The organism is Bacillus sp. UMB0893 (assembly GCF_002858905.1).
Lineage (GTDB): Bacteria > Bacillota > Bacilli > Bacillales > Bacillaceae > Bacillus_P.
On record NZ_PKLB01000014.1, the window covers coordinates 42,450 to 56,349 of the forward strand.

Annotated in this window: 15 protein-coding genes and 1 rRNA gene; 1 reads left to right on the top strand and 15 read right to left on the bottom strand. The window is 39.1% G+C overall.

Going from position 1 to position 13,900, the window contains the following annotated elements:
• Positions 1-34: 34 nt before the first annotated feature.
• From CYJ36_RS22370 to metG, 3 genes are all read right to left on the bottom strand, one after another.
• Complete coding sequence (locus tag CYJ36_RS22370; RefSeq protein ID WP_101569464.1) at positions 35-1,237, bottom strand: G5 and 3D domain-containing protein; 1,203 nt, start codon at positions 1,235-1,237, stop codon at positions 35-37.
• A 244-nt stretch (positions 1,238-1,481) separates the two neighbouring features.
• Entirely contained in the window at positions 1,482-2,252 is a 771-nt protein-coding gene (locus CYJ36_RS22375; RefSeq protein WP_101569450.1) for a TatD family hydrolase, read from the bottom strand.
• A 243-nt stretch (positions 2,253-2,495) separates the two neighbouring features.
• Entirely contained in the window at positions 2,496-4,451 is a 1,956-nt protein-coding gene (metG, locus tag CYJ36_RS22380) for a methionine--tRNA ligase (protein ID WP_101569451.1), read from the bottom strand.
• A 521-nt stretch (positions 4,452-4,972) separates the two neighbouring features.
• On the opposite strand from metG, the gene CYJ36_RS22385 reads away from it, so the two are divergent.
• Positions 4,973-5,257, top strand: a complete 285-nt coding sequence (locus tag CYJ36_RS22385) for an AbrB/MazE/SpoVT family DNA-binding domain-containing protein (RefSeq protein ID WP_180850539.1) — start codon at positions 4,973-4,975, stop codon at positions 5,255-5,257.
• Positions 5,258-5,295: 38 nt separating this feature from the next.
• On the opposite strand, the gene rsmI is transcribed toward CYJ36_RS22385, so the two are convergent.
• The 12 genes from rsmI to rrf all read right to left on the bottom strand — a co-directional run bounded on the left by rsmI (position 5,296) and on the right by rrf (position 13,775).
• On the bottom strand, positions 5,296-6,171 hold the full coding sequence (gene rsmI, locus CYJ36_RS22390; protein WP_257962593.1) for a 16S rRNA (cytidine(1402)-2'-O)-methyltransferase: 876 nt from the start codon (positions 6,169-6,171) through the stop codon (positions 5,296-5,298).
• Complete coding sequence (locus CYJ36_RS22395; RefSeq protein ID WP_101569454.1) at positions 6,168-6,467, bottom strand: GIY-YIG nuclease family protein; 300 nt, start codon at positions 6,465-6,467, stop codon at positions 6,168-6,170. The genes rsmI and CYJ36_RS22395 overlap by 4 nt, the downstream gene beginning before the upstream one ends.
• Positions 6,454-7,197 (bottom strand): tRNA1(Val) (adenine(37)-N6)-methyltransferase, encoded by a 744-nt coding sequence (locus CYJ36_RS22400; protein WP_101569455.1) that lies wholly within the window; start codon positions 7,195-7,197, stop codon positions 6,454-6,456. Before CYJ36_RS22400 ends, CYJ36_RS22395 begins: the two co-directional genes overlap by 14 nt.
• 72 nt (positions 7,198-7,269) lie before the next feature.
• Positions 7,270-7,635 (bottom strand): DNA replication initiation control protein YabA, encoded by a 366-nt coding sequence (gene yabA / locus CYJ36_RS22405; RefSeq protein ID WP_101569456.1) that lies wholly within the window; start codon positions 7,633-7,635, stop codon positions 7,270-7,272.
• Between the two features lie 13 nt (positions 7,636-7,648).
• Positions 7,649-8,476 carry a PSP1 domain-containing protein gene (locus CYJ36_RS22410; protein WP_101569457.1) on the bottom strand — a complete coding sequence of 276 codons (828 nt, stop codon included), beginning with the start codon at positions 8,474-8,476 and terminating at the stop codon, positions 7,649-7,651.
• A 2-nt stretch (positions 8,477-8,478) separates the two neighbouring features.
• Positions 8,479-9,468 (bottom strand): DNA polymerase III subunit delta', encoded by a 990-nt coding sequence (holB, locus tag CYJ36_RS22415; RefSeq protein WP_374702852.1) that lies wholly within the window; start codon positions 9,466-9,468, stop codon positions 8,479-8,481.
• Between the two features lie 18 nt (positions 9,469-9,486).
• Entirely contained in the window at positions 9,487-9,927 is a 441-nt protein-coding gene (locus CYJ36_RS22420; RefSeq protein ID WP_101569459.1) for a YaaR family protein, read from the bottom strand.
• 11 nt (positions 9,928-9,938) lie between these two features.
• Complete coding sequence (locus CYJ36_RS22425) at positions 9,939-10,268, bottom strand: cyclic-di-AMP receptor (RefSeq protein WP_101569460.1); 330 nt, start codon at positions 10,266-10,268, stop codon at positions 9,939-9,941.
• A 95-nt stretch (positions 10,269-10,363) separates the two neighbouring features.
• Positions 10,364-10,990, bottom strand: coding sequence for a dTMP kinase (tmk, locus tag CYJ36_RS22430; protein ID WP_101569461.1), 627 nt, complete (start codon positions 10,988-10,990; stop codon positions 10,364-10,366).
• 5 nt (positions 10,991-10,995) lie between these two features.
• Positions 10,996-12,426: an aminotransferase class I/II-fold pyridoxal phosphate-dependent enzyme gene (locus CYJ36_RS22435; RefSeq protein ID WP_101569462.1), complete on the bottom strand. Its 1,431-nt coding sequence runs from the start codon at positions 12,424-12,426 to the stop codon at positions 10,996-10,998.
• Between the two features lie 272 nt (positions 12,427-12,698).
• A complete protein-coding gene (locus CYJ36_RS22440) occupies positions 12,699-12,905 on the bottom strand; it encodes a sigma factor G inhibitor Gin (protein WP_318184079.1) in 207 nt (68 codons plus the stop codon).
• A gap of 754 nt (positions 12,906-13,659) precedes the next feature.
• Positions 13,660-13,775, bottom strand: a 5S ribosomal RNA gene (gene rrf, locus CYJ36_RS22450).
• Between the last annotated feature and the right edge of the window lie 125 nt (positions 13,776-13,900).

Sequence of the window (13,900 nt, forward strand, 5' to 3'; positions counted from 1 at the left end):
ACAGAGGGATCTAAACCCTCTGTCAGAGAATTACTTAATTAAGCACTTTGATTTTTACTTGCTTTCTTCCCCAGCGATAGGCTGCGCCCTTATCAGAAAAGAAAACATCTATTTTATTCCCTTTAATCGCTCCGCCTGTATCAGAAGCAACGGCATAGCCATATCCTTCTACATACACTTTTGACCCTAGCGGAATGATGCTTGGATCAACAGCAATGACTTTTGCGTTTGGATTTTCTCTTAAATTAACACCTGTTGCAGTCTTGCCTGAACAGCCATTGCAATAAGCAGTATAGGCCGTTGAAGTGACATAAAATTCTTTCGCAACAGAATCATTTGAACGTGACACCGTTTCAGCCTTATTGCTCACAGGCTTAGGATCTGCTTTTGAACCGATCGCTACTACACGATCCTGACTTTCTTTTTTCGTCTCTTCTTTGATCAGCTTTCTTGAAACTTCTTTTCCATTTTCCATGATAACTTCGAAGTGTTTCGCAACAGTTCCTTCTGCACCTGGTTTAATGACTTCTTGTTTTCCTTTAGAAATATTGCCGTCATTTTTTGTTACAACCGAAAATGCAACTGGTTCTTCCACTACATCGGTGACTTTTTCTACGCGTGTCACAATTACAACGTCATTTGCACTCAATGTTTGATGAATTTGGGGTTCAACCTTATCAAGTTCATTTACCTGTACCTTTTGTTCTTTCAAAAAGTCAGCGACAGTAGTCGAAGTTGACCATACTTGTTGTTCTTTATCTCCAACGTTCAGGGTAATCTGTATGGCTTTATCAATGTTGAGCTTAAGATTATCAGAAATTTTCGTATGCAGCGAAGCATTCATCTTATCGTGCTCTGTCAGTTCAATTCTTTGTTCTTTAATAAATTCTTCCACGGTTTTTGCTGTTGTCCTTATTGTCCTTTTCTCATCGTTCACCGTAAGCTGTACAGGTTTCGAAGCCTCATAAACAACGTTTAAGTTGTCTTTGATCTTTGTATCTCCAGATGGTGATACTTCGTCTTCTTGTTTTATATCTATGTCTAGCTCTTGAAGCAATTCATTTACTGTACCCGCATGTGTCCTGAGTTTCTCTTCTTTGCCGTTTAGAGAGACAGTTACGGTATCCTTTGACGTTTCAAATGCAGCAAAGGCAGTACCCGTTCCCAAAACTACTAAACTAACAAGGGAGAGGACAATCTTGTTTAAACTTACTTTTTCGGATAACAGCTTTTTCATATTTTTTATCACTATGAAAAACGCCTCCTTCTCCTCCGAGGATTATATAGAGTATCTTTCTCACTGTCAACCCTCACCCACTTTTATCATTTTTTTCTAATCGTAATCACTATTATGCTGAAAAACTATCAAAAAGTGAAGCAATTCTTGTCGACAAAGATATCCTATGTGAGAAAGGAGGCAAGTAGAACTTCTTTTAAACTAGTCTTTTTGGACAAGCTATTACAAAATTCTACATGTTTCTTTAGCGAGAAATGCCGAATAATTTCTTCGCATTGTCGGAAGTTTGTCTAACAAATTCCGCATAATCCATTTCTCTCAATTCGGCAATCTGCTCCGCTACATATTTTACATAGCTTGGCTCATTTCGCTTTCCTCTAAATGGATGAGGTGTCAAGTAAGGACAGTCCGTTTCGATTAAAAGGCAATCCATTGGAATTTGCGAAGCAACTTCCTTCGGTTTTTTCGCATTTTTAAACGTGACAGGTCCTCCAAATGACAGGTAAAAATTCATCTCCATACATTGTTTTGCAACTTCAAGACTGCCTGTAAAACAATGCATAATCCCTCCAACTTCACTCGCATTTTCTTCCTGCAGAATTTCCACTACATCTGATGTTGCATCCCGGTTATGAATGATGATTGGAAGCTTCACTTCCTTTGCGAGAGCAATTTGCTTGCGGAAAACTTCTTTTTGAATTTCCTTCGGTGATTTATCCCAATAATAATCAAGGCCCATTTCTCCGATCGCAACCACTTTAGGATGAGCAGCAAGCTCTTTTATCCACGCTAAATCTTCATCTGTCATATCAATTGCATCAACAGGATGCCATCCGACAGCAGCATAAATAAAATCATATTGCTCTGCAAGCTCAATTGCTCGTTTAATTGTCGGCCGATCAAACCCAACGACTACCGTATGGGTTACTCCTTCTTCAAGAGCTCTTTCAATGACTTCTTCTAAATCATCTTCGTATTGAAGGGCATTTAAATGGGCGTGTGTATCAAAAAGCATATTTCGACATTCCTTTCTCTTGTAATTAGAAAAGCGCACGCGCCCGTTTAGCTCCGACAGACAGAAAAGAATCGGGCAGAAAAGTCCGGTTTTGACTTTTTTGCCCGATTTGTTCTGGCCGAGGAGTTGGGCAATGGAGCTAGACATCAACGCGTAAAATTTTATATTTCTTATCTCTGAATGAAAGAAGAAAGAGGTGTTTTCCCCGATTGTTACACGTGAAACACCTCTTTAGCTCTTCTTTTATTTGATAATCGTTCCGTTCGGAAGACTGGAATCGACAGTAGCAAGTGACAAATTCCCATCTTCTTCTCCTGCAAGTATCATGCCTTGCGATAATTCTCCGCGCAGTTTAACTGGTTTTAAATTCGTGATGCAAATCACTTTTTTCCCAACGAGCTGTTCAGGCTGATAAGACTTTGCAATTCCCGACACAACCTGTCTCTTTTCAGAACCAAGATCCAGCTGAAGTTTTAATAAACGATCTGCTTTCTTTACAGGTTCTGCATGGATCACTTCAGCGACCTTCATTTCAACTTTCATGAATTCATCGAATGTAATTTCGCCGGATTCAACCGCTTCTTGCTCTTTCTTTTCTTCCACAGCTGCAGGTACTGAACCTTGCATTTGTTCTTTTATATATTGAACCTCTTCTTCCACTTCTAATCTTGGGAAAATCGGAACACCTTTTAAGACTTTAATTTGCGGAAGCTGCCCAAACTCTGTTAAGCTGTCCCACTCTTTTAATCCAGCATCTTCAATGCCAAGCTGTTCAAACATTTTATCCGGGGTTTTTGTCAGGAACGGCTTAAGCAATACAGCAGATATTCGTAAGGACTCAGCTAAATGATACATGACCGAACCGAGATGATCCTTCTTTGCCTCATCCTTTGCAAGATTCCAAGGCTGTGTTTCATCAATGTATTTATTTGTTCTGCTGATGAATTGCCATAGAGCATTTAATGCAATGGAAAATTCCATTTTTTCCATCGCCTCTTCATATTTTTCAATTGTATTTTTACTGAATGAAGTTAACTCTTCATCAAAATCGGTTTTCGGCCCGCTGTATGCCGGAAGCTCGCCATCGAAATATTTTTGAATCATAGCAATCGTTCGATTTAGCAAGTTACCTAAGTCATTTGCAAGATCGTAATTCAATCTTTCGATAAAACCTTCTGGAGTAAATACGCCATCCGAACCGAACGGTACTTCTCTTAACAAGTAATAGCGAAGTGCATCCAAACCGTAGCGGTCAATCAATGTAACAGGATCGACAACATTTCCTTTTGATTTTGACATCTTACCGTCTTTCATCAAAAGCCACCCATGTGCAAATACTTTTTTAGGCAGAGGCAAATCAAGAGCCATCAGCATAATTGGCCAATAAATTGTATGGAATCGGACAATTTCTTTTCCAACCAAATGTACATCAGCCGGCCAGAACGTTTTATACTTTTCATCATTCTCTGAGCCGTATCCCAGTGCAGTGATGTAATTAGATAAGGCGTCGATCCAAACATAAATGACATGCTTTGGATCACCAGGAACTTTAACTCCCCAGTCAAATGTCGTTCTCGATACAGCTAAATCTTCCAATCCTGGTTTAATGAAGTTATTGATCATTTCATTTTTGCGTGATTCAGGCTGAATAAATTCAGGATTTTCTGCGTAATACTGCAAAAGACGATCTGCATATTTGCTCATTTTAAAGAAATAAGATTCTTCTTTTACTTTTTCGACAGGTCGTCCGCAGTCTGGACAATTTCCATTATCAAGCTGCCTTTCTGTAAAAAAAGATTCACAAGGTGTGCAATACCAGCCTTCATATTGATCTAAATAGATATCCCCTTGTTCTAACAGCTGTGCAAATATTTTTTCGACAATATCTTTATGTCGATCTTGAGTTGTACGAATAAAGTCATCATAAGAAATGTCTAATTTGCTCCAAAGATCTTCGATGCCGCTGACGATGTCATCAACATATTTCTGAGGTGTAACCCCGATTTCTTCTGCTTTTCGCTGGATTTTCTGGCCATGCTCATCAGTTCCCGTTAAGTACATGACATCAAAACCGCGCATGCGTTTATAGCGGGCCATCGCGTCGCCCGCTACCGTCGTGTACGCATGTCCAATATGCAGCTTCCCGCTTGGATAATAAATTGGTGTTGTAATATAGAATGATTTTCTCTGATCTTCCATCCGTTTCCCTCCTGGTAATGAAGACTGTCTCTAGGTAAGAGAAGAAAAGCCCCCGCCCCAATGGACGAGAGCGACTAAACAATGTTTTATATACTCTTTATGATACCATCTTAGCCTTTAATATCAAGAAAATATACCTTCTATGGACAAAAAAACAAATGGAGTGCAGAATCATATGATTGGCTGTATTATGCTAAATGTTTCCTAATAAAATATTTTTGTTGATTCTTGTCGAACAATCATTATAATTAAATAAACAATATTTTGAATTAATACTATTGTATGTATAATTAATAATTTCCTTTTATGAGTTTATTTTCCTTTTATTAAGGGTATAGAATGTTATTAAGCTTGATATAATAGGGTTCATAAAATTTCACTTTATTTTACAAATTATTTGCTTAGTTAAGGATTGACGTTTATTGGAAACACTGTTATGCTTATGGAGATAAAGATTTTGTCGAATAATGACGAAGTTAAGAAAAACACACATAGAGAAACCTAATTTTTGGGAGGAGAATATACACATGAAATCTACAGGAATCGTACGTAAAGTTGATGAGCTTGGCCGTGTTGTTATTCCGATTGAATTACGACGCACATTAGGAATTGCAGAAAAAGACGCACTAGAAATCTACGTTGATGATGAAAGAATCATCCTTAAAAAATATAAACCAAATATGATTTGTGCTGTAACTGGAGAAGTTTCTGATGATAACTTCACTCTAGGCAACGGTAAATTGGTTCTTAGCCGTGAAGGTGCAGAACAAATCCTTAAAGAAATCCAAAGCAACTTAGTGAAATAATGCAGCAAAGAGACCTGACAAAATTGTCAGGTCTCTTTTTATTCCACATGATACGATTGATACACATCTCTCTTTGGCACATTGCGTTCTTTTGACACTTGTTTAATCGCTTCTTTAGAAGATGATCCTTCTTTCACATAATGAGCAACATGTTCCTGGAGCGAAAGCGAGCTCCACCACTCTTCCTCTGGAACTGCATCATTTTGATCCTGTCCTTCTACTATTAAACAGAACTCACCGCGAATTTGATTTTCCTCCGACCATTTGATAGCTTCACTTATTGATCCTCTAATAAATTCTTCAAAGCGTTTTGTCAGCTCTCTTGATAAGCAAATTCTTCGATCTCCTAATATTTCACTCATGACCGACAGTGTTTCTTTTAACCGATGAGGCGATTCATAAAAAATAATGGTTTCCGTGCGTTTGCTGAGTTCTTCCAGCTGCTTCTTTTTTTCTTTTCTTTGCCGATTTAAAAATCCGAAAAAGAAAAAGGGCTGAGGCGTAATTCCGGATGCAATCAAAGCAGTCAGCGCTGCATTTGCCCCAGGAAGCGGAATGACTTTTCCGTTCTCTGCCAATATTTCATTCACCAGCTGATCACCCGGGTCCGAAATGATCGGCATACCTGCATCACTCACTAGCGCAATATTCTTTCCCTGTTTCATCAGTTCGAGAATTTTATGGCCGCTTGACTCTTTATTATGCTCATGATAACTAATGAGATGAGTATCAATTTCAAAGTGATTGCATAGTTTTTTAGTCTCTCGTGTGTCTTCAGCTGCAATCAAATCCACTTCTTTTAAAATATTTATTGCTCGAAACGTCATATCCTCTAAATTACCTATTGGAGTAGGCACTAAGTAAAGGGAACCCCACTCGGAATCTTGATTAAAACTCTTCTGCTCCTGCATTATTTCATCCTCCCCGTAAACATGCTAAAATCCTTTCCGTCATCAGGCACCCTCAAAAACTCGTCCTTCTCTTTCCTGTTCAGCTTTTTGAAAGAATACTCTGCTTTCAAAGCTTCACTCTTTGATTCAAATCCTTTTTTAAAGATTAGCGTTACCGGTTTCCTTGCACGGGTATATTTAGCACCCTTCCCAGAATTATGCTTTTGAATCCTGTTTTCCAAGTTATTCGTGTATCCTGCATAATAGCTGCCATCGCTGCATTCGAGCACATAAAAGAAATGTTCATTATTTGTCTCCATATAAAATCTCTTTCACTTCTTTTGTGTACTCATTGTTTTCATCATAGACAAACAATGGAGGCAGTACCTTTAAATCAGGCTGTCCGCCTTTAATTCCTTCTATTAATAAAGTATTCGCTTCTTTTCCCTGTTTCGGGTATACAAGCTGAATCCGTTTCGGTTCAATTTTATATTTTTTCATTAGCTCTGTTATCTCAATCATTCTTCCAGGACGATGCACGAGTGCAATCTTCCCTCCCATTCGGGCAAGCTGGCTGCTTACTCGAATTACATCCTCAAGCGTACAGAGAATTTCATGGCGCGCGATAGCAAGGTGCTCATTTTGATTCATTTCTTCTTTTTTTGGCGTTTTAAAATAAGGAGGATTACATGTAATCACATCAAACTTTCCATGTCCTAACAAAGCTGGCATGTCCTTTAAGTCGCCATGAATCATATTAATTTGATCCTGAAGCTGATTATAAGCCACGCTTTTTTCAGCCATCTGAAATAAACGCAGCTGAATTTCAACTCCTGTAATCAGTGCTTTTGACCTAGTGGAAAGAAGCAAGGGCACAACTGCATTTCCCGAACATAAATCAAGTACCCGCCCCTTTTGAATAGGCATATATGCAAATTTTGAAAGAAGAACAGCATCTAATGAGAACGCAAAAACAGATGGACTTTGAATAATTCTCAAGTCTTCTGCCAGCAAATAATCGAGTCGTTCATCTCCTATTAATTCAACCATCATAAAACCCTTTCTTTTTAGTATTGACAAAGCTTCCAAAAAAAAAGCTTTCCCATTTTCAGGAAAGCCAGTTTATTTCTTATTAAGAAAGGAAAGACAAAACAAGCAGTCTCCGTCCTTACGAACACTTCCATAATGAACATTGCAAATATGGAAGCCTTCCTGGTAAAGGCGGGCCAAATTGTCATATCCCTCTCCAATGTCTACAATCTTTGAATCCAAGGTTTGCTTATCTGTATGCTGTTTATTCTGTTTCTTTTGAACCGCTGCAGCAGTTGAGTCAAGGCGCCGACGCAGGTTTTCATTTTCAAGCTGCAAATGATGATTTTCCTCGATCAACTCGCCTAAATGATGCTTTAGCTCTCCAAGCTGCCTATACAGAGAGCCGATTTGTTCTTCCATGCTGCTTACAGATTCAAAGATCTCTTTTTTATCCACTTGTTCCACCTCATTAATCTGTGGATTTCATTGGAACTGCGTCTTCTTTCATTAATTCTTCCCAAGTAAATTCAACCACGCGGTCCTTTTCTGAAAGCTCTACCTGCAAAACACGTTCCAATATATTTAACCCTACTACTTTTCCAACTCCAATCGGAGTACCGATTGATTCGCCGATGTCCGGGAGCTGTTCTTTAGCCGATTCGTACTCATCATTCTCATATTTCAGACAGCACATTAATCTGCCGCATAATCCTGAGATCTTCGTTGGATTCAGAGAAAGATTCTGATCTTTTGCCATCTTGATTGAAACCGGTTCAAAATCGCCTAAAAAAGTAGAACAACAGAGCATTCTTCCGCAAGGACCAATTCCGCCAAGCATTTTCGCTTCGTCACGGACGCCAATTTGTCTAAGCTCAATCCGAGTCTTAAATATGGCTGCTAAATCCTTTACCAATTCTCTAAAATCAACACGTCCATCTGCTGTAAAGTAAAAAATCACTTTATTTCTGTCAAACGTGTATTCAACATCTACCAGTTTCATATCTAATCGATGCTCCGTCACCTTTTGCTGACAAACATCGTATGCTTCTTTTGCAGCATGATGGTTTTCATCTACAATGAGACGGTCCTTTTCATCCGCTACTCGAAGAACCTTTTTCAGCGGCATGACAATATCATTCTCGCCAACCTGTTTTTTATTGATTACTACTTTGCCGAATTCTACGCCTCTTACTGTTTCGACGATGACAAAGTCTTCGTTTTCTATTTGAAGCCCATTAGGGTCGAAATAATATATTTTACCCGCCTTTTTAAAGCGGACACCCACTACATCATACAATCTTATCCCTCCTGCAAAGATAAAACCAATTGCTCCATCAGTAATTGCGGACTCACATTCGCTTGGAGCCTCTTTTTTGCTTCTAAAATAGAAGTTATTTTTTCAAGCACCTTTTGCCTTGATACTTGAATGGCATGCTGCTCTAACTGTGGAAGCAGATCTTGATAGATTACATGTTCCGTATTGCCAATTTGGATGGAAAGAATGTCTTTATATAAATATAATAGCAAGTCCAGTCCCATGTCTTGCTGATCTTTTTCAGTAAAAAATGGCATCCATTGCGTTTGAACATGGACAAATGCCTGTCCTTTACGCTTTGATAATACTTCATACAATTTTATCACTACAAGTCTCGCTTGTGCAAACCAATCATCTCGACTTAATTCGAGCGCTTTTTCAATATTGTTGGTTATTCTTGCCGTGATTTTGGCAAAGTTAGCGGAAACCTCGTGTTTCATCAATTCTTTTTCAATAGCTATGGCTGGCAAAGTTTGAAATGTAAGTGTTTGACACCTTGAAATAATCGTATTCAGAATTTGATGTACTTGCTCTGTCATCAAAATGGCCATTGTATTCGCATTAGGCTCTTCTAAGAATTTCAGCAGACTATTGGCAGCATTTGCCGTCATTTTATCTGCATGTGAAATGATATATAGTTTTTTGCTTGATTCCACGCCAGTTTTCGTGAACTCTCCTTGAAGATCCTGAATTTGCCATTTTTTTATGGATAAACCATCAGGCTCCACCAAGTGAACGTCTGGGTGATTTCCTGAATGGATGCGCTTGCAGTTTCTGCATGTCTCGCAAGGTGTATAATCTTCCGGATTTTCACAAAAAAATCTCCTGGCAAGAAGCAGGCTGATTTCCTTTTTTCCGGTTCCTCTTTTCCCTTCAAAAAGGTACGCATGAGCCAGGCGATTTTTTTCAATGCTGTTTCCCAGCAGCTTTAGTACCTTTGGCTGATAGGCAGCTAATTCACTCCAAGTACTCATTGTCATATCTATCACTCTTTACGTGTAAAGGTTAATTAAGAGTCCCTTAATTTCCCCTATTTTTGCTAATATATCAATTGATGATTGATCATCTGCCAGCAGATTCTCAGTCAGTTCAATTAAATGCTGGTCCAGCTGCTCAACAACCACCAGAGACCTAGTATTTCCATTATAGTCCCAGCTGTTCGACTGCTTGACTTTAAGCCCATAATCCACAGCTTCTTTGATAAAACGTTTTACAAGGGCCTTGTATCTTGACAGCTCCCGCATATTCCTTGATCTTGCTACACGGCGGCCTGCCTCTTCTACATCTGCCATCAGCGTGTTTAATTGCTGAAAATGAAGCTTGTTTCCCTGCTTCATTACCATATCTGAAAATGGCTTTGATCCAGCAGCAGCCGTCTTAAGATTCGAATTCCTCTGGTCGATGCCGGCCCTAAGCTCTTGATTTATTTTCATCTTGCTTCCCCTTAAAAATGATGAAATTGTTCGATTGGCAATACAAAGACTGTCGCCCCGCCAACTTCGACTTCCACAGGGTATGGAACATAAGAGTCCGCATTTCCTCCCATTGGAGAAACGGGTGCAACAAGCTGTTCCCTTGACTGGCAATTTTCTTTAATGACAGCCAATGCTTTCTCGACACGGGCATCTTCCGTACCAATCAGAAACGTTGTATTGCCGGATTTTAAAAATCCTCCAGTGCTCGCGAGTTTCGTTGCTCTGAAATTATGCTCAACCAATGCACTTGAAAGCTTATTGCTGTCTTGATCCTGTACAACCGCCATTATCATTTTCATGGGTATGCCTCCTTATAGTTTAACAGTTTAAAATCGATAAAGCATTGTTTCATTTATGGTAATTGTAACATTGTTGTTACTTATTATATCAGCGATTATTTTAAATAAGGAACTAAAACTTCCTTAACATCCCTGTAGACGTTCTCTAGAGACTGATCAGCGTTAATCACTTTTATCCGGTCCGGAAATTTTTCGATTAACTGTTTATAGCCCGTTTGAACCTTAAGATGAAAGTCCATCTTCTCAAGATCAAGCCGGTTTACTTCTCTGCCTTCATTTCCATTGATTCTCATTAGCCCGCGCTCAGGCTCTATATCAAAATATAAAGTAACCTCAGGCATCACTCCGTCAATAGCAAACATATTGATGGAATAAACATCGTCCACACCAATCTCCCTGGCATATCCTTGATAAGCTAATGAACTATCAATAAATCGATCACAGATTATTATTTTCCCTTCATTTAAAACAGGAATAACTTTTTCAACAATATGCTGGCGCCTTGCTGCAGCATAAAGCAGCGCTTCTGTTCTTGGGTCCATTTCTGTATTTTCTTTATTTAAAATTACTTCTCGAATTTGCTCTGCGATCCGGATTCCGCCAGGTTCCCTAGTAAAAACGGCTTCTACGCCTTTTTCCTTCAGCTCCTCTGAAAGCATGTTCAGAATCGTAGTTTTCCCTGCACCATCTGGTCCTTCAAATGTAATAAATATGCCTTTCATTCCAATCACCTTTTCTTTATATAAACTGCAAGCTTTTCTTCATTTATCATTTGACTTCCTTGAAACCTCGCACCGCCTCGAATCAGCTGTTTCATCTCTTCAATATGTCCCTCAGTAATTTTTTCCCCTTCCATTAAAAGAGGAATTCCTGGAGGATATGGGATAACAGCATCACCACTCAACAAACCTATTGCTCCTTGAAAAGATACGGCTTCTTTACTATACCCATTTAGCTGATAGTAAGATAGGGGCAGCATGCTGATTTTTACTAGAGGATTATTTATAGCGGGCATCTTAACCCTTTTATTTTGAAAAAGGCTTCTCTTTATAGGTTTATACCCAAATTTCGTCTTCTGCTTATTTGATAATGGCAAAACAAGCAAAACATTCTGAAGATCTGCAAGCTCTGTGTAGATGCCGGATGCTTCTAAATGTCCCTGAAGCTCGAAACCCGATAAACCAATCGTCGATTTTACCGTAAGCTTAAGAGGATCGAAGCTGGCATATTGATCTTTTGAAGTCACGATACTTAGCTCATCTATCCCACTAATATGATTTTTAAAATTTTCTATTGAATGAAAAATGTCATGAAGTGATTGCTCAGATGTTTTTAATTCGTTCAAATAAGCTCTGGCCAGGTCAAGAGATGCCATAATTGGATAAGAAGGACTGCTGCTTTGGAGGATCGACAGAAAGTATGCAATTCGATCAGCATCTGCGAATTTACTATTCACATGTAAATACGAGCCCATTGTCATCGCAGGCAGCGTTTTATGTGCGGACTGAACAATGACGTCGGCACCAGCCTCCACAGCAGACCTGGGAAACGGGCTTCCCAATACAAAATGTGCTCCATGTGCTTCATCCACTAAAACTGGAATATTATTTTCATGTGCAAGTTCAACTGCATCATGTATATCATTCGAAACCCCATAATAATTAGGACTTGTTAAAATTAAGGCTTGTGCATCCGGAAACTGTTTAATGGCTTCAGCAATTGTCTCCTGCTCCACATAAGTCGGCACCTTCAGCTCTTCATCATATTTCGGAGAAAGAAACACAGGCCTTGCACCCGCCAGCCGAATACCGCTAATAATGGACTTATGACTATTACGCTGCACAAGAACCGGCTTATCTTTTTCACAGCATGCTAAAATCATCGCCAAATTCCCTGACGTAGAACCATTTACTAAAAAAAAGGTTTTCTCAACCTTGTATAGCTCTGCAGCCAATGATTGCGCCTCTGCAATCGGACCGCTTGGATTATGCAAGTCATCCAAACCGGTAATCTCTGTCGCATCTAATTGAAGGATATGAGCAAAATCCTCTAGTGCTTCCTGCGGAAATACCTGTCCGTACTTATGGCCTGGTACATGAAACGAAACTGGATTCTTCGATGCATGTCTTTTTAATTCTGTGTACAACGGAGTTACCATTTAACGAAACCGCCCTTTAATATTTATTACCGTTATTATATCAATAGATTTACAAAGAACAAAAGGAAAGGAGAAGAATGCACTCTATTAAATATGAACATAAGTTCCTGTGTCTTATTCAGCTCTTGAAGAATAGGAATTCTACAGGGAATTCGTTTTTGGATTGTTCAGGAAATTGTCTTTTTCACAGTGAGTTAGGTGCCGCATCTGAACGGAGATAACCTCATTGCGCTAATAGTTTTTACAATGAAAAAGGCTGCCAATCAGGCAGCCTATGAATATAACGGCGGTGTCTTCACTCTCCGCAGCTTATTGATGAAGTATTTGTATTTTGGATCTTCTGTTTCAGTCTGAATCATATCAATCTCACAATCTGTACAAACAAAACTTGTATAGAGATGAATTCCTTTTGTTTTTTTCGTATCACAAATAATACACGTTTCCCCGACCGATTTCTTCACATCTTCCGAATTCAACACTCTCCACCTCCATACAAACAGTTTTGCCACAGATCCACAGTTGTATACAAAATTTCGAATTATCTTACCCTCTCCTATTGTATGACTGTGATCAAAGATCGTGTATGTCTACAAAAAAATATCTGGGCACAGAGGATGAGAGTATGAAGTATTTAGGATGTTATTTGGGCTTTACCTCTAAAAAAGTTTGATCACCTGATTTTCACTGAACGCAGTTGGATTTTCTTGCTGTAAAACCTTTTAAATGACCTTTTCTAGTAAAATCAGCTACGTTTCCTTTAAAGATCCGCATTTGTCGTTCCCAGCAACTTTCTGCTCACTTAGGGCTACTTTGTGCTCGTTCACTGTCAGTTTATGCTCGCTCAACCAACATTTCTGCCCGCTCAGCATGTTTTTATGCTCATTTCGCCAACGATTTCCAAAACTTTTAGCTCGGAATATCGGATTCCGCAATTTCTGTGCAGAAGTCCATTAATTGTGTGCAGATAGCAACATTTTCTGTGCGATAACGATTCTTTTCTGCGCGATAACTATGATTTTCTGTGAACCTTTCCATCTTTTTCCACAATCAGATACAATCGCTGTTTTTGCCTTGATGAAGTTCGGTATTCTTGCTGTAAAACCTTTTAATGGCCTTTTTCTAGGAAATTCAGGCACTGCTTTTGTTTAAAATCCCCCTAGCTGCACTTGGCCATTTATTCTCTTTTCTCCATACAAAAAAGAACAGCATTTCTGCTGTCCTTCTTCTTTGCGTGCCTGGCAACGTCCTACTCTCACAGGGGGAAACCCCCAACTACCATCGGCGCTAAAGAGCTTAACTTCCGTGTTCGGCATGGGAACGGGTGTGACCTCTTTGCCATCATCACCAGACAATATGCAATTAGAAAGAGTTATTCTTTCAAAACTAAATAACGTTTGATAACAAGATTCACTTGATATTACACTTTATTAGACTGTGGTTAAGTCCTCGAACGATTAGTATCTGTCAGCTCCAC